The sequence below is a fragment of the Variovorax cryoconiti genome, from assembly GCF_051216395.1.
In the GTDB taxonomy this organism is placed as follows: domain Bacteria; phylum Pseudomonadota; class Gammaproteobacteria; order Burkholderiales; family Burkholderiaceae_C; genus Variovorax.
Genome location: NZ_JBPJZI010000008.1, coordinates 155,146 through 172,990 on the forward strand (window position 1 = coordinate 155,146; position 17,845 = coordinate 172,990).

The 17,845-nt window shown below is 68.8% G+C and carries 21 protein-coding genes; 7 read left to right on the top strand and 14 right to left on the bottom strand.

The window, feature by feature from the left end:
- Positions 1-6: 6 nt before the first annotated feature.
- On the bottom strand, positions 7-438 hold the full coding sequence (locus ACSFA2_RS19130) for a hypothetical protein (RefSeq protein WP_435456902.1): 432 nt from the start codon (positions 436-438) through the stop codon (positions 7-9).
- Positions 439-448: 10 nt separating this feature from the next.
- Positions 449-1,465: a 1-aminocyclopropane-1-carboxylate deaminase gene (locus tag ACSFA2_RS19135; protein WP_435456903.1), complete on the bottom strand. Its 1,017-nt coding sequence runs from the start codon at positions 1,463-1,465 to the stop codon at positions 449-451.
- Positions 1,466-1,614: 149 nt separating this feature from the next.
- Here ACSFA2_RS19135 and ACSFA2_RS19140 point away from each other — a divergent pair, with 149 nt between their 5' ends.
- On the top strand, positions 1,615-2,127 hold the full coding sequence (locus tag ACSFA2_RS19140; protein ID WP_435456904.1) for an Lrp/AsnC family transcriptional regulator: 513 nt from the start codon (positions 1,615-1,617) through the stop codon (positions 2,125-2,127).
- A gap of 173 nt (positions 2,128-2,300) precedes the next feature.
- Positions 2,301-2,534, top strand: a complete 234-nt coding sequence (locus ACSFA2_RS19145; RefSeq protein ID WP_435456905.1) for a hypothetical protein — start codon at positions 2,301-2,303, stop codon at positions 2,532-2,534.
- Between the two features lie 16 nt (positions 2,535-2,550).
- On the opposite strand, the gene ACSFA2_RS19150 is transcribed toward ACSFA2_RS19145, so the two are convergent.
- The 9 genes from ACSFA2_RS19150 to ACSFA2_RS19190 all read right to left on the bottom strand — a co-directional run bounded on the left by ACSFA2_RS19150 (position 2,551) and on the right by ACSFA2_RS19190 (position 10,664).
- Complete coding sequence (locus ACSFA2_RS19150) at positions 2,551-3,615, bottom strand: LacI family DNA-binding transcriptional regulator (RefSeq protein WP_435456906.1); 1,065 nt, start codon at positions 3,613-3,615, stop codon at positions 2,551-2,553.
- Positions 3,612-4,601 carry a 2-hydroxyacid dehydrogenase gene (locus tag ACSFA2_RS19155; RefSeq protein WP_435456907.1) on the bottom strand — a complete coding sequence of 330 codons (990 nt, stop codon included), beginning with the start codon at positions 4,599-4,601 and terminating at the stop codon, positions 3,612-3,614. Before ACSFA2_RS19155 ends, ACSFA2_RS19150 begins: the two co-directional genes overlap by 4 nt.
- Positions 4,598-5,548, bottom strand: coding sequence for a sugar kinase (locus ACSFA2_RS19160; protein ID WP_435456908.1), 951 nt, complete (start codon positions 5,546-5,548; stop codon positions 4,598-4,600). Before ACSFA2_RS19160 ends, ACSFA2_RS19155 begins: the two co-directional genes overlap by 4 nt.
- Entirely contained in the window at positions 5,545-6,297 is a 753-nt protein-coding gene (locus tag ACSFA2_RS19165; RefSeq protein ID WP_435456909.1) for a sugar phosphate isomerase/epimerase family protein, read from the bottom strand. The genes ACSFA2_RS19160 and ACSFA2_RS19165 overlap by 4 nt, the downstream gene beginning before the upstream one ends.
- A complete protein-coding gene (locus tag ACSFA2_RS19170; RefSeq protein ID WP_435457008.1) occupies positions 6,297-7,061 on the bottom strand; it encodes an amino acid ABC transporter ATP-binding protein in 765 nt (254 codons plus the stop codon). The genes ACSFA2_RS19165 and ACSFA2_RS19170 overlap by 1 nt, the downstream gene beginning before the upstream one ends.
- 33 nt (positions 7,062-7,094) lie before the next feature.
- Positions 7,095-7,904, bottom strand: a complete 810-nt coding sequence (locus tag ACSFA2_RS19175) for a transporter substrate-binding domain-containing protein (protein ID WP_435456910.1) — start codon at positions 7,902-7,904, stop codon at positions 7,095-7,097.
- 157 nt (positions 7,905-8,061) lie between these two features.
- Positions 8,062-8,715 (bottom strand): amino acid ABC transporter permease, encoded by a 654-nt coding sequence (locus tag ACSFA2_RS19180; RefSeq protein ID WP_435456911.1) that lies wholly within the window; start codon positions 8,713-8,715, stop codon positions 8,062-8,064.
- Between the two features lie 15 nt (positions 8,716-8,730).
- The gene (locus ACSFA2_RS19185) at positions 8,731-9,402 is read right to left on the bottom strand and encodes an amino acid ABC transporter permease (RefSeq protein ID WP_435456912.1); all 672 of its coding nucleotides are present in this window, start codon (positions 9,400-9,402) and stop codon (positions 8,731-8,733) included.
- Between the two features lie 122 nt (positions 9,403-9,524).
- A complete protein-coding gene (locus ACSFA2_RS19190; protein WP_435456913.1) occupies positions 9,525-10,664 on the bottom strand; it encodes an FAD binding domain-containing protein in 1,140 nt (379 codons plus the stop codon).
- A 194-nt stretch (positions 10,665-10,858) separates the two neighbouring features.
- On the opposite strand from ACSFA2_RS19190, the gene ACSFA2_RS19195 reads away from it, so the two are divergent.
- A complete protein-coding gene (locus ACSFA2_RS19195; RefSeq protein ID WP_435456914.1) occupies positions 10,859-11,494 on the top strand; it encodes an antibiotic biosynthesis monooxygenase in 636 nt (211 codons plus the stop codon).
- Here the strand turns inward: ACSFA2_RS19195 and ACSFA2_RS19200 are convergent.
- Positions 11,460-12,686 (bottom strand): citrate/2-methylcitrate synthase, encoded by a 1,227-nt coding sequence (locus ACSFA2_RS19200; protein WP_435456915.1) that lies wholly within the window; start codon positions 12,684-12,686, stop codon positions 11,460-11,462. The genes ACSFA2_RS19195 and ACSFA2_RS19200 overlap by 35 nt on opposite strands.
- A gap of 129 nt (positions 12,687-12,815) precedes the next feature.
- Here ACSFA2_RS19200 and ACSFA2_RS19205 point away from each other — a divergent pair, with 129 nt between their 5' ends.
- Genes ACSFA2_RS19205 through ACSFA2_RS19215 form a run of 3 tightly spaced genes read left to right on the top strand, consistent with a single transcriptional unit; the run spans position 12,816 to position 15,535 of the window.
- Positions 12,816-13,769 carry a 2-hydroxyacid dehydrogenase gene (locus ACSFA2_RS19205; RefSeq protein ID WP_435456916.1) on the top strand — a complete coding sequence of 318 codons (954 nt, stop codon included), beginning with the start codon at positions 12,816-12,818 and terminating at the stop codon, positions 13,767-13,769.
- 15 nt (positions 13,770-13,784) lie between these two features.
- Positions 13,785-14,531, top strand: a complete 747-nt coding sequence (locus ACSFA2_RS19210; protein WP_435456917.1) for a fumarylacetoacetate hydrolase family protein — start codon at positions 13,785-13,787, stop codon at positions 14,529-14,531.
- A 29-nt stretch (positions 14,532-14,560) separates the two neighbouring features.
- A complete protein-coding gene (locus tag ACSFA2_RS19215; RefSeq protein ID WP_435456918.1) occupies positions 14,561-15,535 on the top strand; it encodes a Bug family tripartite tricarboxylate transporter substrate binding protein in 975 nt (324 codons plus the stop codon).
- Between the two features lie 25 nt (positions 15,536-15,560).
- On the opposite strand, the gene ACSFA2_RS19220 is transcribed toward ACSFA2_RS19215, so the two are convergent.
- Entirely contained in the window at positions 15,561-15,866 is a 306-nt protein-coding gene (locus ACSFA2_RS19220) for a hypothetical protein (protein ID WP_435456919.1), read from the bottom strand.
- A gap of 202 nt (positions 15,867-16,068) precedes the next feature.
- On the opposite strand from ACSFA2_RS19220, the gene ACSFA2_RS19225 reads away from it, so the two are divergent.
- Positions 16,069-17,049 (top strand): Bug family tripartite tricarboxylate transporter substrate binding protein, encoded by a 981-nt coding sequence (locus ACSFA2_RS19225; RefSeq protein WP_435456920.1) that lies wholly within the window; start codon positions 16,069-16,071, stop codon positions 17,047-17,049.
- Between the two features lie 39 nt (positions 17,050-17,088).
- Here the strand turns inward: ACSFA2_RS19225 and ACSFA2_RS19230 are convergent, their stop codons facing one another.
- Complete coding sequence (locus tag ACSFA2_RS19230) at positions 17,089-17,820, bottom strand: LysR substrate-binding domain-containing protein (RefSeq protein ID WP_435456921.1); 732 nt, start codon at positions 17,818-17,820, stop codon at positions 17,089-17,091.
- Positions 17,821-17,845: the final 25 nt, after the last annotated feature.

Genomic DNA, 17,845 nt, shown 5'->3' on the forward strand with positions numbered 1-17,845 from the left:
CAGGCCTCAAATGGCGGACAGCTTCGCCCACTCGATGTCGGTCTCGACATCGAGTCGCAGCGCGGTCGCGCGCAGCGCATCGACGTCCGACCCGCTCAGGCTGAGATAGCGCCGCCCCGCGGGTGCGAAGGCGCGCAGCATTTCGGGCCCGTCGCGTGGCCCGCGCGTGATGGCGAGGATCGGGCCCTGCGTCGGCGCCATCAGTCGCTCGAAGCGGCTGCCGACCGCGGTGCCGTCGCCTTCCCGCCAGCGCCGCTCGCAGGCGATGCCGTCCTGCGCCATGCCCGCCCAGTCGTCGATGCGCCAGAGATCGACGCCGATGCCGTAGGAGCGCGCCAGTTCGGCCGCAACGGCCAAGGCCTCGTCGACGACCTCGGGACCGCAGACCCACTGCATGCGCCGACCCGACGCGATGGGGGCGTGCTGCAGCAGGTTCATTCGCACGTTCTCAGCCGTTGCGGAAGATGAAGCTGTAGGCGCTCAACGCCGGCACGCCGCCGAGGTGGGCATACAGCACCTTCGAGCCCGGCGGGAACTCGCCGAGGCGCACCTTTTCGATCATCCCGTGCATCGACTTGCCCTCGTACACCGGGTCGGTCAGCATGGCTTCGAAGCGTGCGCTCAGGCGGATCGCCTCGAGCGTTCCCTCGCTGGGCAGGCCGTACTCCGGGCCACCGAAACGGGTATCGAGCACCACGTCCTTCTCGGTGATGTCACGGCCGAGTTCGACCAGTTCGGCCGTGTTCTTCGCGATGCGAAGCACCTGGTCATAGGTCTTCTCCGGCTTGGCCGAGGCATCGATGCCGATCACACGGTCGGCACGGCCGTCGGCCGCGAAGCCGACCACCATGCCGGCCTGCGTGCTGCCGGTGACGGCACAGACCACGATGTAGTCGAACTTGAAGCCGAGCTCGGCCTCCTGCTGTCGCACCTCTTCGGCGAAGGCCACGAAGCCCAGGCCACCCTTCGGATGTTCCGAGCAGCCTGCGGGAATAGGGAAGGGCTTGCCGCCGGCCTGGCGCACGCTGTCCATCGCGTCTTCCCAGCTCTTGCGGATGCCGATGTCGAAGCCCGCGGCGTCCAGGCGCACGTCGGCGCCCATGATGCGGGACATCTCGATGTTGCCGACCCGGTCGTACACCGCGTCGGAATAGTTCACCCAGTTCTCCTGCACCAGCACGCACTTGAGGCCCAGGTGCGCCGCCACCGCCGCGACCTGGCGCGTCTGGTTCGACTGGATGCCGCCGATGGACACCAGCGTGTCGTAGCCGCCTTCGAGCGCCTCGGGGATGAGGTACTCGAGCTTGCGCGTCTTGTTGCCGCCGAAGGCCAGGCCGCTGTTGCAGTCCTCGCGCTTGGCATAGAGATCGACCTTGCCGCCGAGGTGCGCGCTGAGCCGCTTGAGCGGCTGGATAGGCGTCGGGCCGAAGGTCAGGGGGTAGCGCGGAAATTTCTGCAGATTCATGGCATGGGGTCCTCGGTGCGTTCAACAGCAAATGTGTGAATCGATCTTAGGAAATAGGCCGCGCCACAGGGTTGCAAAATGAGCGGACTTCACCGAACGGATCTGCCGTCAGAATCCACTTCTCGTTTTTTAATTCCGAGGTTTCGACGATGCGCGCAATAAAACGCCAAACCCAAAGCGCCAGCACCGCAGCGTCCCTGAAAGACACGCTGGACCGCACCGACCGGGCCATCCTGCGTGCGCTGCAGCGCGATGCGTCGGTCTCCAACGTCGCGCTGGCGGCCAAGGTCAACCTGAGTGCGCCGGCCTGCCTGCGCCGCGTCGAGCGCCTCAAGGCGATGGGCATGATCCGCGGCATCGTGGCGCTGCTGGAGCCGCGTGCGCTCGACGCCGGCATGCTGGTGATGATCGGCGTGGTGCTCGACCGCTCCACGCCCGAGTCCTTCGCCGACTTCGAGAAGGCCGTGCAGAAGGTCACGGGCTGCCTCGAATGCCACGTGGTGACCGGCGAGTTCGACTACTTCATGATGCTGCGCACGCGCGACCACGAGAGCTTCAACCGGTTGCATGCCGAGCAGTTGCTCTACCTGCCGGGCGTGCGGCAGGTGCGCAGTTTCATGGTGCTCAAGGAGGTGCTGTCGACCACGCAGCTGACGGTGTAGCGCGTGCCATGGCCGGCATCGGCCCACGTCGATCGGCCGTACGCCAGCAGCCGTAGCTCTGCGGCCATAGGCCTTCCGTGGTCTGGTCGGCGCCGCGTGCTTCGCTGACCATCGGCGCCCGGCCCCGCATCGTTTCATCCTGTCTCGTGGGGCCACGCCACCTGGTAGCCCTCATGTCCACTCACCCATTCTCCAAAGCACTGTCCCTTCTCGCGCTCGGCGCCGCACTCGCCGGATGCGGCCCGTCGAACAAGCCACCGACCTCGCTGTTCTGGGACATCCCACCGCCCATCGCCAGCACCGAGGCCGTGCTGGTGGCAAGCGCCGCCTACATCGGCGACGTGTTCGCCGAAGCGGAGCAGCAGCTCAAGAACACAACCGCCTCGGACACCGCACCGAGCTTCTGATGCCGGCGGCGCGATGCTATGTCGCGAGCAAGGAGGAGGACGATGAACCTCGCACCACCAGCTCGCCGGGCAACAGCCGCTGGCGCGCTGCGCCTTCGAGCCCGCGCAGGCGCTCGATCAGGCAGCCGGCCGCAGCGCGACCGATCGCGTCGGTCGGCTGTGCCAGCGTCGTGAGGCCCGGGCCGATCAACGGCGCCCATTCGGGATCGTCGAAGCCGACGAAGCCCAGTTCGCGACCGAAGTGCCAGCCCAGTTGCGTCATCGCCGCCGCCACGCGCAAGGTCACCACCGCATTGCCCGAGATCACCGCCGCCTGGCGCCGCCCGCGCTTGGCCCGCTGATGCAGCGCCCGCAGCGCCGCTTCCAGGCCCGCGGTGTCGCCCTCCTCGCTCTCGAAGACCTCGCCCTTGACCTGGGGCGCGTGGGCCGCGACGCAGTCGTTGAAAGCGCCCGTGCGCTCGCGTCGGGTGCTCACACCCTTCTGCGGTTCGGTGATGTAGAGCAGTTCACGCCAGCCGCCGTCGAGCAGATGCTCGCAGACCTGCGCCATCGCACCCGGGTTGTCGAGCGACACGAAGTCCGCGTGCATGCCGGCATGGCGCCGGTCGACCAGCACTGCGGGCTTGCCATGCAGCGCCACCGCGTCGACCGCGCCCGCGCCGCGGCCCAGCGTGTTGAGGATGAAGCCGTCGACCTGGTAGCCCGCCAGCGCATCGATGGCTTCGCGCTCGCGCCCGCTCTCATTGCCCAGGTTGAACAGCATCACGAGGTAGCCGGCGTCCTGGCAGGCCTTCTCGGCACCGCGCAGCACGGCCACCGAATAGGGGTTGGTGATGTCCGCGACGATGAGGCCGATGAGGCGCGACTTGCCGCGGCTCAGCGCCTGCGCCATGGGGCTCGGCGAATAGCCCAGCGTGGCGATGGCCGCTTCGACGCGCGCGGCGATGTCGGGGCTCAGCAGGCGCTCGCGATGGTTGAAGAAGCGCGACACCGTCGCCTTCGACACGCCCGCCGCCGCCGCCACATCGGCGATGGTGGCCCGCTGGCCGGCGGGCTTGGGGCGCGGCGCGCGGGTGCTCACACGGCCGCCGTGTCGTAGACGGCCGTCGGCCTTTCGCCGGCCAGCGCCTGCAGCAGGTTGGTGGTGGCCAGCTCGGCCATCGCATGGCGCGTCTCGTGCGTGGCGGAGCCGATGTGCGGCAGCGGCGTGACGCGCGGATGCGTGCGCAGGGCCGAGTCCATCGGCAGCGGTTCCTTGGCGAATACGTCGAGGCCGGCGGCCCGCAGGTGGCCGCTGTCGAGCGCGGCGAGCAGCGCGGGTTCGTTCACCGTGGCACCGCGGCCGCCGTTGATGAAGACGGCGCCGGGCTTCATCGCGGCGAAGCGTTGAGCATCGATCATCCCGCGCGTGGCGTCGGACAAGGGCAGCATCGCGACCACGAAGTCGGCCCGTGCCAGCAGCTCGTTCAACGGCGTGTGCGTCGCGCGCCCGTGCAGCTCGGGCGCCTGTACGGCCAGGTCAACCGGCCGGCGCGCGTGGTACAGCACCGGCATGCCGAAGCCCAGCGACGCACGCCGCGCGATGGCCTGGCCGATGCGGCCGAAGCCCAACAGGCCGATCGTCTTGCCGTGCACGTCGAAGCCGAACAGGTCTTCGCCGATGTTCTTGGTCCACTGCCCTTCGCGTACGAGGTTGGCGAGTTCGACGACGCGGCGGCTGGTCGCCATCAGCAGCGCGAACACGGTGTCGGCCACTGTCTCGTCGAGCACGCCGGGCGTGTGGCACAGCACGATGCCTCGTGCGTTCAGCTCGGTCAACGCGTAGTTGTCGACGCCGACCGACACGCTGGAGATCACTTCCAGCTGCGGCGCGCGGTCGAGCAGCGCGGCGTCGACCGGGTAGCTGGAGCCAATGAGTCCGTGCGCCGTCGGCAGTGCGGCCTGGAAGGCGGCGAGGTCGCGCTTGGGGTCGGCCACCACGACATGGTGCGCGGCCTGCAGACGCGCCAGCTGGTCGGGCGGCAGTTCGCGAAACACGACGATGTTCTTTCTGCTCGATGCGTTCACAGCCCGGCCTCCTCCAGTTGCGCCCGCGTCGGCAGGCCTTCGGTGTCGCCCAGCACCTGCACGGCACGGGCGCCGATCCAGCTGCCGCGCCGTACCGCGTCGGGCACGCTGCGGCCTTCGAGCAGCGCACTGACCACGCCGGCCGCGAAGCCGTCACCGGCGCCCACGGTGTCGATGACTTCCTTCACGGGGAAGCCTTCCACACGACCGGTGCCGGCCGTGTCGCTGTCGTAGTACGCGCCCTCGGCGCCGAGCTTGACGACGACCAGCCTCGCGCCGAGTTGGCGATAGAACGCCGCGACGCCTTCGGGCGTGCTTTCGCCCGTGAGCAGCAGGCCCTCTTCCATGCCCGGCAGCACCCAGTCGGCACGCGACGCGAGGTCGTTGATGGCGGTGCGCATGGCATCGGTCGACGCCCACAGCGTCGGGCGCAGGTTGGGGTCGAAGGAGATGGTGCGGCCGGCGGCGCGCATCGCGTCCATGGTCTTGATCGCAGCCGGCAGCGTGGTGGCGGAGATGGCCGGGAACACGCCGGTGGCGTGCAGGTGGCGCGCCGAGGTGAGCCAGGCCACGTCGACATCGTCGGGCGTCATCTGGCTCGCGGCTGAGCCCTTGCGGTGGTATTCGACCGGTGGGTCGCTGCCGTCGGTGACGCGGCCCTTGAACTGGAAGCCGGTCTTCTGCGTCGCGTCGCAGATGACGTGCGAGCAGTCGATGCCCTCGGCCTTCATCGTCGCGAGCAGGCAGCGGCCCATCGAGTCGGTGCCCAGCCGGCTGGCCCAGCCGACCTTGAGGCCGAGGCGCGACAGGCCGATGGCCACGTTGGTCTCGGCGCCAGCGGTGCGCTTGTGGAAGGACTGCGCATCCTCCAGCGGGCCGGGCCGGTCGGCCACCAGCAGCAGCATGGCTTCGCCGAACAGGGCGACATCGAAGGCGGTGTCGGTCATGGCTGGGCGCGCGTGTTTCGGATGATGTCGATCTGTTGCTTCGTGACAGCCAGCAGGTCGTCACCGATCAACGGGTATTCGATGGCGTGCGGCACGTTGGCCGGCAAGGCGCGCAGCACGGCGCGCCACGGTGCGGCAGACTCCGTCAGCGGCACGGCCACCCACTTCGCGGGCAGCCGCTGCACGCCCTTGCAATGCACATAGCGCACGCGGGGGCCCAGCGCCTTGGCCGCGTCGAGCGGGCATTCGCCGACCCAGTGCCAGTTGCCCATGTCGAAGGTCATGCCCAGGTTCACGCCGGCCCGGTCGGCCACGTCAAAGAAGGTCTGCAGCGCGGGCAAGGTGCCGGCGGCGACGGTCTGGTCGTTCTCGATCAGCAGCTCGATGCGCGTCTCGGCCAGCGCGACCTTCAGGCCCCACAGCGAGCCGTGCGAAGAGGCACGGAAGTCACCGATCGCCATCTTCAGCCGCTTGGCGCCGAGCGTCGTCGCTGCCGCGATGCCGCGCTGCAAGGCCGCGTTGTCGAGCCAGCCGCCTTCGGCCCACAGGCCCTCGGGGCTGCTGTAGACCGCGGCGTGGCCGGCGAGCGCAGGCAGTTCGGCCACCGGGTCGCGCAGCAGCTCGCCGCGCACCTCGACGGAATCGGCACCGGCCGCTCGCGCGAGTTGCGAACACCACAGCTGGCCGTGCCGGCCCACCTCGGCCGCGCCGAAGGACGACAGCGAGATCAGTACGGGAATCGAAGCCATCAGTGCGCCTGGTGCGACGACAGGATCTGGCCGAGGAACTGCCGGGTCTTCTCGTTCTGCGGATTGCCGAAGAACTCGGTCGGCGGCGCCTGCTCGACGATCTTGCCGTCGGCCATGAAGATCACGCGGTCGGCCACGCTGCGGGCGAAGCCCATCTCGTGCGTCACGCACAGCATGGTCATACCGTCTTCGGCCAGCGAGATCATGGTGTCGAGCACTTCCTTGACCATCTCGGGGTCGAGCGCCGACGTGGGCTCGTCGAACAGCATGATCTTCGGCGTCATGCACAGCGCACGCGCAATGGCCACGCGCTGCTGCTGCCCGCCGGAGAGCTGGCTCGGGTACTTCTTCGCCTGCTCGGGAATGCGCACGCGCGTGAGGTACTTCATCGCCACCTCTTCGGCCTGCGCCTTGTTCATGCCCCGCGAGCGCATCGGCGCCAGCGTGCAGTTCTCGAGGATGGTGAGGTGCGGGAACAGGTTGAACTGCTGGAACACCATGCCGACTTCGGCACGCACCGCGTCGACGTTCTTGCCGCCCGCGGTGAGGTCGATGCCGTCGACCACGATGCGGCCCTTCTGCACCGTCTCGAGCCGGTTGATGCAGCGGATGAGCGTCGACTTGCCCGAGCCCGACGGCCCGCAGATCACGATGCGCTCGCCCGCGCGCACCGCGAGGTCGATGCCAGTCAGCACCTGGAATTCACCGTACCACTTGTTCACCGCTTCCAGGCGGATGATGGGTTCGGCGCCGTTCGTCGTCATTGCGTCGGTCATGGAAGTTCCGTCAGATGGTGCTTACTGCAGCTTGGGCAGGTCGGCGCCCAGCCACTTCTGGTAGAGCTTGTTGAGTTCGCCGTTGGCGGTGTTCTTCGCCACGAAGTCGTTCACCGCCTTGGTCAGCTCGTCCTGGCCGGGGCGCATCGCGATACCCATGGCCTGCTGCACCAGGTTGAACTTGTTCTCGAAAGTGTTGGCCGGCACGCGCTTGGCGATCTGCGCGGCGACGGTGAGCGAGCAGCCGATGGCGTCCACCTGGCCCGACATCAGCGCCTGCATGGCCGATGCGTCGTCGTCGAAGCGGCGGATCTCGGTGCCTTCCGGGGCGGCCTTGGTCACCGCGACGTCCTGCGTCGACGCACGGGCCACGCCGATGCGCTGGCCCTTCAGGTCGGCAGGGCCCTTGATGCTGGCGCTGGTCTTGCCGTACAGCACGATGGTCGCGGCGGCGTAAGGCGTGGAGAACTGCACCTGCTTGGCGCGCTCGGGCGTGACGGCCAGCGATGCGACCAGCAGGTCGACCTTGTTGGTCAAGAGGAAGGGAATGCGGTTCGGGCCGGTGACCGGCACGATGTTGGCCTTGACGCCCCACTCCTTGGCCAGCAGCTTGGCCACGTCGGCGTCGTAGCCGTCGGGTTCGTTCTTGGCGTTGGTCGTGCCGTAGGGCGGGAAGTCAACCAGCATGCCGATGGTGATCTCGCCCTTCTTCTTGATGTCGGCGACCGACTGCGCTGCGGCGAAGGGGGCGAACACGGTGAGCGCAGCGCCCAGGCCGAGGGCGGCCAGGGCTGCGGTGGTGCTGCGGCGGGTGGTGTTGAACGAGGTCATGTCGAAGTCTCCTTGGTTGGAATCGAAACAGAAAGGGTCAGAGATTGAAACAAACGTGGTCCATGCCAGGGCACCCGCGGAACTGGCTTTGCCAGGCCGCTGGGTGCGCCCCCTTGAGGGGGAGGCGCCGCAGGCGCATCGGGGTTGGGCCTCATTCCTAGCGAGCCATCGCAAGGTTGCGCTTGCGTTCCATGCGCGCGGCCAGCAATGACAGCGGCCAGCAGATCGCGAAGTAGATGGCGGCCACCGTCGTGAAGACGTACAGCGGCTGGAAGGTCGCGTTGTTGATGATCTGGCCGGCGCGCGTGATCTCGGTGAAGCCGATGATGGCCGCGAGCGAGGTGCCCTTGATGATCTGCACCACGTAGCCGACCGTCGGCGCGAGCGCGATCCTGAAGGCCTGCGGCAGCACCACGTCACGCATGCGTGCGCCGTACTTGAGATTGAGCGCATGCGCCGCCTCGATCTGCCCGCGCGGGATCGCCTCGATGCAGCCGCGCCAGATCTCGCCCAGGAAGGCCGCGCTGTTGAGGATGAGCGCCGCGCCTGCGGCGATCCACGGGTTGATGTCCAGCCCCAGCACCGGCGCGCCGAAGAAGATCAGGAACAGTTGCAGCAGCAGCGGCGTGCCCTGGAAGATCTGGATGAAGCCGATCGCCAGGCCACGCGCGGTCTTGCTTTCCGACGTGCGGGCCAGCGCGATGACCAGGCCGAGGATCGCGCCGCCGATGAAGGCGATGAGCGACAGCGCCAGGGTCCACTTGGCGGCTTCGAGGATGAAGAGGAATTCGGGGTAGCCGAAGGTACGCATCGATGTTCTCCCGGCTTACCGGCGGTCCGGGTAGTTGAGCGTGCGCTGGTAGATCAGCTTGAACAGACCCGAGAAGGCCATCGCCAGCAGCAGGTAGATGCCAGCGACCACGATGTAGATCTCGAAGCTGCGGAAGGTCTGCGACTGCAGGTTGGCCGCGACCGAGGTCAGGTCATCGGCCGAGATGACCGACACCACCGCCGAGCTCAGCATCAGCAGGATGAACTGGCTGGTCAGCGCCGGGTAGATCGCCTTGAGCGCCGGCTTGATGATGATGAAGCGGAAGATCTCCCACGGCTTCAAGTTGAGCGCCCTGCCCGCCTCGATCTGCCCGCGCGGGATCGACTCGATGCCGGCCCGGATGATCTCCGTGGCATACGCGCCGAGGTTCACCACCATGGCCGTCAGCGCCGCCGTGTAGGGCGACCAGCGCAGGCCGATGGCCGGCAGCGCGAAGAAAAAGAAGAACAGCTGCACCAGGAACGGGGTGTTGCGGATCACCTCGATGTACGCGTTGACGAGGAAGCGAAGCCAACCCGGACCGGAGGTCTTGCCCCAGGCGCAGAAGACGGCCACGATGAGGCCGAGCGCGGTGGCGATGAGCGACAGCTGGATGGTGATCCAGGTGCCCTTGAGCAGCAGCGGCCAGGCCGCGAAGACCGCGTCGAACTGGAATTGGTAATTCACGGGGCAAGCCCTGCGGACAGGTATCGGTGCATGGGCTGGCAGTGTATGAAACCGGTTTCAGAGTGGCATCGGGGTTTTCCCTTGTATGCAAGATGGGGCTGTTCGGCGCCGCGCCGGGCCACTCAGGGCGCGCTGCCCATGATGCGGTTCCCCATGTCGATGCCCGCCGCACTCATCGCGCGCCCCGCTGCCAGCTGCTTCGCCTCCCAGCGCGCCAGCCGGTCCACCGGCTCGCGCGCGTCCACCTGCAGCGCCTGCGCCAGCGACAGCGCATTGGCCGCCGCCTTGGCCGTGCTGCCGGCCGTGTGCGGGCGCGGCACGAAGGCCGCATCGCCGATCAGCACCGTCGCGCCGAAGCGCATGCGCGGCACGCCGAGGTCGACGATCGCCTGGACGAAAGGCGCCTCCGTGGCAAGGACCAGGGCTTGAAGGCTCGGCGCCAGCAGGGCCTGTGCCTCGCGCCGCAGTGCGGCCACATCGCCCTCCTTGGCGAGTCCGGGCGGCAGGGCCAGCGCATGCGTGCTGCCGTCGCGTGCCGTGAGCAGGCGCGCGAGGCCTTCGCGATCGAGCCGCCGGTACCAGACCCAGTTGCGGCGCCTCTGGCCCTCGGCCAGCGAACCGTCCTCGCCCGGCACCAGGTACTCGAGCAGCAGATGATCGGACCCCTGCTGGAAGACGAAGGCGTTGCCGAGCCGCGCGGCCACCGAGGCCGGCACCTTCGATTCGGGCACGAGGCCGCGCCATGCGACATAGCCCGCGTAGCGCGGGTCGTGGCCCGGCAGCAGCTGTCCGCGCACCGTCGAGCGCGACCCGTCGGCGCCCACCAGAAGGTCGGCACTCTCCACCCGGCCGCTTTCGAACAGCGCCATCACGCTGCCCGCCGTCTCGCGAAAACTCACGAGCCGCTCGCCGGCGTGCACAGTGCCGGGCGGCAAGGCTGCGTGCATCGCGCCGTGGAGCCGGTTCCACGAGGTCTGCGTCTGCGGCATGTACGTCCGGTGCAGCACGCGGTCGCCCGCATCCAGGTAGATGCGGTCACCGGATCGGACGCCCAGCGTCTCGCCCTGCGCGACGCCGGCGAAGCGGAACGCCGCCAGCACGTCGGGCTGCAGCACGATGCCGCCGCCGCGGCTGTCCAGCGCACTCGGCGAGCGTTCGAAGACATCGACCGACCAGCCGGCCGCACGCAGCGTGGTGGCCGCAAGCAGCCCGCCGAGCGAGCCGCCGACGACGATGGCGCGGGGTGAAGACGAGCGGGTCATGACGCGCTCGACAGGGTGAGGGGTTGGCGAAGCGATGTCATCGAAGACTCCTTGGGCACGGCCACCCGGGGCCGCGACCTTGCCAATGTGCGAGGCGGGCGTTTCAATGCGATGTGTCGGCGCACCTGCTGCGCTTACAGATGCAACACGCCTGCAGCGCCGCTGTCAGGCAGCCCCACGATGCTCGACACACCATGACCGCCGACACCCCCACGCCCACCACCGACGATCGCGAGCCCTCGTTGCGCAACGCCACGCTGTCCGACGTGACGGCCCGCCGCCTGCCACGCGCCGAGAGCGTCACCGCCGTGATCCGGCACCACGTGCGGCCCGACGCGGCCGCCGCCTACGAGCAATGGCTCCAGCGCATCGTGCCGATCGCCGAGCGCTTCCCCGGACACCGGGGCGTGCACGTCATCCATCCGCCGGCGGGCTCCACGCTCTACACCGTCACGATCCGCTTCGACTCGCTGCTGCACGCCGAGGACTGGTTCCAGTCGGCCGCGCGGCATGCGCTGCTCGACGAGGTGCTGCCGATGCTCGCCAGCGACGAAGAGGTGAAGACGGTGACCGGCCTGGAGTTCTGGTTCCAGCCGGCGCCGGGCCAGAAGCCGGCACGGCGCTACAAGCAGTTCCTGCTCACGCTCTGCGTCATCTTTCCGCTCACGCTGTTCGTGCCTCGTGGCGTGCAGTGGCTCGCGCGCTGGGTGCCGGCGCTGCACGACACCTACCTCTCGCACTTCGCCACGTCGGCCATCGTCGTGGCGCTGATGACCTATGTGCTGATGCCCCGCATCACACGGCGCGTGGCCGGCTGGCTCTATCGCTGACAGAGTACCGGGCGCTCGCTTCGGCAGCGGCCGCGCCCTGTACGTCGGGCATCGCGCCCACGTAGCGCCCGCGTGGACGGATCACCTGGGCCACGCCCAGTTGCTCCAGGCTGTGCGCCAGCAGGCCGACGCTGCGCGCGGTGGCGAACAGGCCGAAGGCCGCATCGGCGGGCAAGCGATGGTGCGCCACCAAAGCCGCCAGCGCCACGTCGATGTTGGGCTGCAAGCCGGTCAGCGCCGTCACCTTCTCGATGAAGCGCGCGATGACCTTGGGCGGCTCGAACAGCGCCAGCAGCGCGGCCGCGCGCGGATCGCCGTCGGGGTAGAGGTGATGGCCGAAACCTGCCAGGGGCGAACCGGTCGACAGGTAGTGCGCCACCACCTTGTCGTCACCCAGGCGCTCCACTTCGCTGAACAAGGCCTGCACGCGGCCCGAGGCATCGCCATGCAAGGGGCCCGAGAGCGTGGTCAACCCCGCCAGAAGGCACGCCGGCAACGAGGCGCCGGTCGACGCCGCGATGCGTGCGACGAAGGCCGAACTCGTCAGCTCGTGATCGGCCAGCAGCACCATCGCCGTCCGCAGCAATTGGGCCACCTCGGGCGACTGCTTCCAGCCTTGTGCAAAGCGCAGGTGCAAGGGCTGACGGCCCGGCTGGGCGCCGAAGGCCGTGGCCAACTGGCCGACCAGGCCCTGGGCCTCGTGGTGCAGCACCCGCGTGAGGCGCCCGCGGGTCGAGTGCCCGTCGGCCGACAGCCTGGCCAGCGCCGTGAAAGCCGCACTGCGGCCGGACTGGCCCGCGCGCGCCGAGGTGGTTGACGCTGCGGATGAAAAGTCGACCGGCTGCGTGGCGCCCCACAGCAGCTGGGCGGCCTCTTCCAGCGTCGCCGTGCGGGCCAGGCTCACGGCGTCCTGGCCACGGTAGTACGGGCGCCCGCGATAGAACGAACACAGGGCCGTGGGGATGCTCGGCTCCGAGCCGAAGAGCGTGTTGGCCGCCAGGGTCTCGTGCTTGCGGCCCGCCTTCTTGCGCTTGGTGAGGCCGGCGACGTCGTCGGCACGGTACAGGCTGCGCCGCGTGTCGGCCGGGTCGGGCATGACCTCCAGCTTGCCGCGACTCACATAGGCATACACCGTCTGGGGCCGCACCGCGAGAAGGCGGCACACCTCGTCCATCGAAATCCAGGAAGCCATGGGTCGGATGCAAAGAGTTATATATTGATTTTATACGTCAATATTGACCACCTCATCAATCCATTCCTAACATGCACCCATCCTGGAGACAGCCCGCCCGCACCCGAGGGCCACCCCTCGCACATCGACATGAAGCCCCACGTCCTGCAACTCAACCCGATCCTGATCCCGGCGATCAACGACACGCTCGCGTCGCTCTACACGGTCCACAAGTATTTCGAGATGGCCGATCGCGACGCCTGGCTGCGCGAATACGGCGCGTCCATCGACGCGGTCATCACCGGCGGCCACACCGGCATCGCGCAGGCGATGCTGGCGCAACTGCCGGCGCTCAAGGTCGTGGCCGTCAACGGCGTCGGCACCGACGCCGTCGACCTGGCGTACTGCCGCGAACGCGGCCTGCCCGTGACCGCCACGCTGGGCGCGCTGACCGACGATGTGGCCGACCTGGCCATCGGCCTGCTGATCGCGGCCTGCCGCAACCTGTGCGCCGGCGACCGCTTCGTGCGCGACGGCCAGTGGCCGCTTCATCCGCAGCCCAACGCCATCCCGCTGGCGCGCCGCTTCAGCGGGATGCGCGTGGGCATCGTCGGCATGGGCCGCGTGGGCCGCGCCGTCGCGACACGGGCCGCCGCCTTCGGCTGCCCGATCCGCTACACCGACCTGCGCCGGATGGACGACGTTCCGCACGCCTTCGTGCCGACGCTGATCGATCTGGCGCGCGAATCCGACGCGCTGGTGCTGTGCGCCGCCGCCGACAAGGCCGAAGGCATCGTCGACGCGGGCGTGCTCGAGGCGCTCGGCCCGCGCGGCTTCCTGGTCAATGTGGCCCGCGGACGCCTGGTCAACGAGGCCGATCTAACCGACGCCCTCGCCGCCCGGCGCATCGCCGGTGCGGGGCTCGACGTGTTCGTCGACGAGCCCCATGTGCCGTCGGCGCTGCGCCAGTCCGAATACGCGACGCTCCAGGCGCACCGCGCCAGCGCCACCTGGGAGACCCGCACCGCGATGGGCCGGATGGTGCTCGAGAGCATCGCCCAGGCGCTGGCCGGCGAACGCCCGGCGCTGAGCCTGACGACCTGACCCGACGACCGCCACATGACGGACTTCGTCTTTCCTCCGCGCGCACCGACCACCCTGGCCGTGGCCGGCAGCGCGGCGCGCTTTCCCGTGGGGCGTGTGTTCTGCATCGGCCGCAACTACCGCTGGCAGTCCGACGAAGCGCCGCCGCAGGAGATGCCGGCCTGGTTCATGAAACCCGCGAACGCCGTGGTGCCTGCGCAGGGCTTGCTGCCCTACCCGCCGGGCACCAGCGACTTCTGCCACGAGATCGAACTGGTCGTGGCCATCGGCCATGGCGGTCAGGACATCGACCCGGCACAGGTGGCGTCGCATCACGTCTGGGGCTACGCCGCGGGACTGGATCTCACGCGGCGCGACCTGCAGCAGCAAGCCAAGCGCGCCGGCGGCCCCTGGGAGCCGGCGAAGGCCTTCGACCATTCGGCGCCCTGCACGCCCCTGATGCCGGCGGCAACGTGCGGCCACCCGCGGCACGGCGCCGTGTGGCTCGCGGTGAACGGCGTCGAACGGCAACGCGCCGACGTGGGCGACCTGCTGTGGCCGGTGCCAGAACTGGTGGCGATGCTGTCGCGCTCCGTCGCGCTGGCGCCGGGCGACCTGATCTACACCGGCACGCCCGCTGGCGTGGGCGCGCTGCAGCCGGGCGACGTCGTCAGCGGCGGCGCCGTGGGCATCGGCGAGTTCACGATGACGGTGGATGGCCAGTGCCATTCCGTGCGTCGGGCAGGGCCGAGTCACCGGCCCGCGCCCGCGGGTGCTTCATGACGATCGATCAACAACCAAAGGAGACAGACATGAAACTCATCCCCCTGTTCAAGGCCCTCGCCCTCTCGGCCACACTGACCGTGCTACCGCATGCGGCATCGGCCCAGGCCTACCCCACGCGCGCCATCAAGATCATCGTGCCCGCCCCACCGGGCGGCGCCATCGACACGCTGGCCCGCGTCGTCGGCGACAAGCTCGCCATCGCGATGGGGCAGCCGGTGGTCATCGACAACCGCCCCGGCGCCTCCAACAATCTCGGCACCGACATCCTCGCCAAATCGGTGCCCGACGGCTACACGATCGGCATCGTGGGCGGCAGCCACAACATCAACAAGTACCTGTTCAAGAACCTGGGCTGGGATCCGGAGACGAGCTTCGAGCCCATCGTCTACACCCACGAGGTACCGCTGGTGTTCGCCATCTATCCGCAGATTCCCGCCAAGACGCTGCCCGAATTCGTGGCCTGGATGAAGGCCAATCCAGACCAGGCCAAGGTCGCCACCTCGGGCCGCGGCAGTGCCCAGGAAATGGCGGCCGAGATGTTCCGCATGGCGAGCGGGGCGCCGATGCTGCTGGTGCCCTACAAGGGCTCTTCCGCCGCGCACCCCGACCTGCTGGCCGGACGCACCGCCCTCTACATCGACACGATCAGCGCCATTCAGTCGCAGGCCAAGGCCGGCAACGTGCGCGCCATCGCCGTGTCGACGCGCAAGCGGGCGTCGTCCATGCCGGACGTGCCGACCGCGGACGAACAGGGCTTGAAGGGCTACGACGCCAACACGAACGGCGGCTTCCTGGCGCCGGCCGGCACGCCCAAGGCGATCATCGCCAAGCTCAATGCCGAGATCAACGCGGCCCTGAAGCTGCCCGACGTGCGGACCAAGCTGGAAGCCGCCGGCATCGAGATCCAGGGCGGCACGCCGCAGCAGTACGCGGCGCTGATCAAGTCCGACCTCGCCAAGTGGGGCAAGGTCGTCAAGGACGCCGGCATCGCGGCGGAGTGATGGGCGGGTATGGCGTGTCGAGGATCTACAGCGAGGCCGTGCGCCAGATCGAGTCGTGCATCGAGCCGGAAAGAAAATTCCCGGCGGCCCTGCGCATGATCTCCCAGTAGCGTGCGTCGTCCGCAATGCGTGTGTTGAGCGCATCGAGCGCCGCGAGATCTGCGTGGCGGCTGGACCAGGCGACGCGCTGCGGATGGCCGACGACCGGCAGCAGCACCTCGAACTCGATGCCATAGGCGCCCTTCATGTAGCGAGCGATCTCGTGCGCCGCGGCGATCGCCTCGCCGTTGCGCGCGGGGGCAATCGATGCCACGCGTGTGAAGGCAATCATCGACACACTCCTTGCCGCGAACGGCGCGGCGTCAGTTGCAGAAGGCGAAGACCCGCGTGCGGTCTTCGACAAACCAGCCATCGTGCAGGCGCCGCCGGTCCCCCGTCAATTCCGCCGAATGGGATAGGGGCGAGGGGCCTGCTTCCCTCGCCGCGGCGCTGCGGCGCTCCTTATGATCGCCGCCACAACCACGGAGACGACCATGCGCCACCTTCCCGTTCGCGCCGCGATCTGCGCGACGCTGTTTCTCGGCCTTGCCGCCGCATCGCTGCCCGCCGCGGCGGCCTACCCCGACAAGCCGATCAAGATCGTGATCGGCTTCCCGGCCGGCGGCCCGCTCGACCAGCACGCGCGCCTCCTGACCGACAAGCTGCAGGCGGTGCTCGGCCAGCCGCTGATCGTCGACTACAAGCCGGGTGCGGGCGGCTCGGTCGGCGCCGACGCGGTCGCCAAGAGCCCGGCCGACGGCTACACGCTCATGCTGGCCAACACCGGCGTGGCCGTCATCAACGGCGCGCTCTACAGCAAGCTGCCCTACAACACGCAGCGCGACTTCGTGCCGATCGCACGCACGGCGATGCAGCCGCTGGCGCTGCTCGTCACGCCCAAGCTGCCGGTGCAGAACCTGCGCCAGTTCGTCGACTACGCCAAGGCGCGCCCGGGCCAGGTCAACTACGGCTCGGCCGGCAACGGCGGCATCAGCCACCTGGTGCCCGAGATGTTCAAGACCGCCACCGGCCTGTTCATGGTCCACATCCCCTACCGCGGCAGCGCGCCCGCCTTCACCGACCTGATGGGCGGCCAGGTGCAGTTCATGGCCGAGTCGATTCCGCAGGCGGCCAACTACCACAAGCAGGGCAAGGTGCGCGCACTGGCCGTGACCAGCCGCGAACGCAACCCCGCCCTGCCCGACGTACCGACCGTCATCGAGTCGGGCATCAAGGGTTTCGAGGTGGTGGGCTTCTACGGCTTCCTCGCGCCGAAAGACACACCCAAGGACGTGGTCGCCAAGCTCAGCGACGCCTTCCGGCAGGTGCTGACCAGCGCCGACGTGCGCGAGCGCATGGTGAGCCAGGGGGCCGATCCCGCCTTTCTCGGCAGCGAGGAGTTCGCGCGCTTCCTGGCGACCGAAACGCCACGGTGGGAGCAGGCTGTGAAGGCCTCGGGCGCTCGCATGGACTGATGGCGCAAGGCCGCCGTGGCCTCCTCCGCCCGGCCGTTTTCAGTCCGTGGTGGGCATGCGGTCGGTCTCTGCCTTTTGACGTGCCTCTTCCCACAGCGCCTCGGCTGCTCTGCCCAACCGGATGGCGTCGCGGTAGAGACGAATCTCCAGCGGGATGCGCCATCGCGGCGGGGCCGCCTCCACCAACCGGTGCGCGGCAAGGTCGTCGGCGATCAGCGTCCGAGGCAGCCATGCAATCCCGCGCCCCTCCAGGGCCATCGTCCGAAGCACGGAAGCCAGGTGCGCACTGAACACGGTCTGGACCGGCAATTTCTCCAGGTCGTGCCCGATCACGGCGCGCATGATGCGCCCCAGGCCTGACGCTTCGCTGTAGCTCAGCAAAGGCACCTGGCTGGCGCGGGGCTCCGGAAGCCAGCTTCTTGCCTTCCCTTGTGCATCGCCCGCAGAGACCGGGATCATCTCGTCGCTCCCGACCGTCGCGAACGCATAGCCGCTGGCCTCCAGCAAACCCGGCGCCTTGGCATGCGCATGGCACAGCACCATGTGGACCTTGCTCTGCTGCAAGAGCGATTCGCAGCGCTGCAGGACATCCGAATCGAGCTGGATGCGCCCGACGTCGGCTCGCGCCTCGAGGCCGCTGAGCCAACCCGGCAGAAAGGTCAACGAAAGCGCGTGGGTGGAGGCCAGCCGCAACGTGCTCGCGTTGGCTTCCGCCACGGTGCGCGCCTCGCCCGGCAGCCGCGCGACCTGTGCGAGCAGGTCCTGCGCCACGCCCTTGAGCCAGAGGCCTGCAAGA

Excerpts from the sequence above, each read along its gene's own strand:
- ACSFA2_RS19130 (WP_435456902.1), bottom strand. The coding sequence starts at position 438 with ATGAACCTGCTGCAGCACGCCCCCATCGCGTCGGGTCGGCGCATGCAG.
- ACSFA2_RS19135 (WP_435456903.1), bottom strand. The coding sequence starts at position 1,465 with ATGAATCTGCAGAAATTTCCGCGCTACCCCCTGACCTTCGGCCCGACG.
- ACSFA2_RS19140 (WP_435456904.1), top strand. The coding sequence starts at position 1,615 with ATGCGCGCAATAAAACGCCAAACCCAAAGCGCCAGCACCGCAGCGTCC.
- ACSFA2_RS19145 (WP_435456905.1), top strand. The coding sequence starts at position 2,301 with ATGTCCACTCACCCATTCTCCAAAGCACTGTCCCTTCTCGCGCTCGGC.
- ACSFA2_RS19160 (WP_435456908.1), bottom strand. The coding sequence starts at position 5,548 with ATGACCGACACCGCCTTCGATGTCGCCCTGTTCGGCGAAGCCATGCTG.
- ACSFA2_RS19165 (WP_435456909.1), bottom strand. The coding sequence starts at position 6,297 with ATGGCTTCGATTCCCGTACTGATCTCGCTGTCGTCCTTCGGCGCGGCC.
- ACSFA2_RS19170 (WP_435457008.1), bottom strand. The coding sequence starts at position 7,061 with ATGACGACGAACGGCGCCGAACCCATCATCCGCCTGGAAGCGGTGAAC.
- ACSFA2_RS19175 (WP_435456910.1), bottom strand. The coding sequence starts at position 7,904 with ATGACCTCGTTCAACACCACCCGCCGCAGCACCACCGCAGCCCTGGCC.
- ACSFA2_RS19180 (WP_435456911.1), bottom strand. The coding sequence starts at position 8,715 with ATGCGTACCTTCGGCTACCCCGAATTCCTCTTCATCCTCGAAGCCGCC.
- ACSFA2_RS19190 (WP_435456913.1), bottom strand. The coding sequence starts at position 10,664 with ATGACCCGCTCGTCTTCACCCCGCGCCATCGTCGTCGGCGGCTCGCTC.
- ACSFA2_RS19195 (WP_435456914.1), top strand. The coding sequence starts at position 10,859 with ATGACCGCCGACACCCCCACGCCCACCACCGACGATCGCGAGCCCTCG.
- ACSFA2_RS19200 (WP_435456915.1), bottom strand. The coding sequence starts at position 12,686 with ATGGCTTCCTGGATTTCGATGGACGAGGTGTGCCGCCTTCTCGCGGTG.
- ACSFA2_RS19205 (WP_435456916.1), top strand. The coding sequence starts at position 12,816 with ATGAAGCCCCACGTCCTGCAACTCAACCCGATCCTGATCCCGGCGATC.
- ACSFA2_RS19210 (WP_435456917.1), top strand. The coding sequence starts at position 13,785 with ATGACGGACTTCGTCTTTCCTCCGCGCGCACCGACCACCCTGGCCGTG.
- ACSFA2_RS19215 (WP_435456918.1), top strand. The coding sequence starts at position 14,561 with ATGAAACTCATCCCCCTGTTCAAGGCCCTCGCCCTCTCGGCCACACTG.
- ACSFA2_RS19220 (WP_435456919.1), bottom strand. The coding sequence starts at position 15,866 with ATGATTGCCTTCACACGCGTGGCATCGATTGCCCCCGCGCGCAACGGC.
- ACSFA2_RS19225 (WP_435456920.1), top strand. The coding sequence starts at position 16,069 with ATGCGCCACCTTCCCGTTCGCGCCGCGATCTGCGCGACGCTGTTTCTC.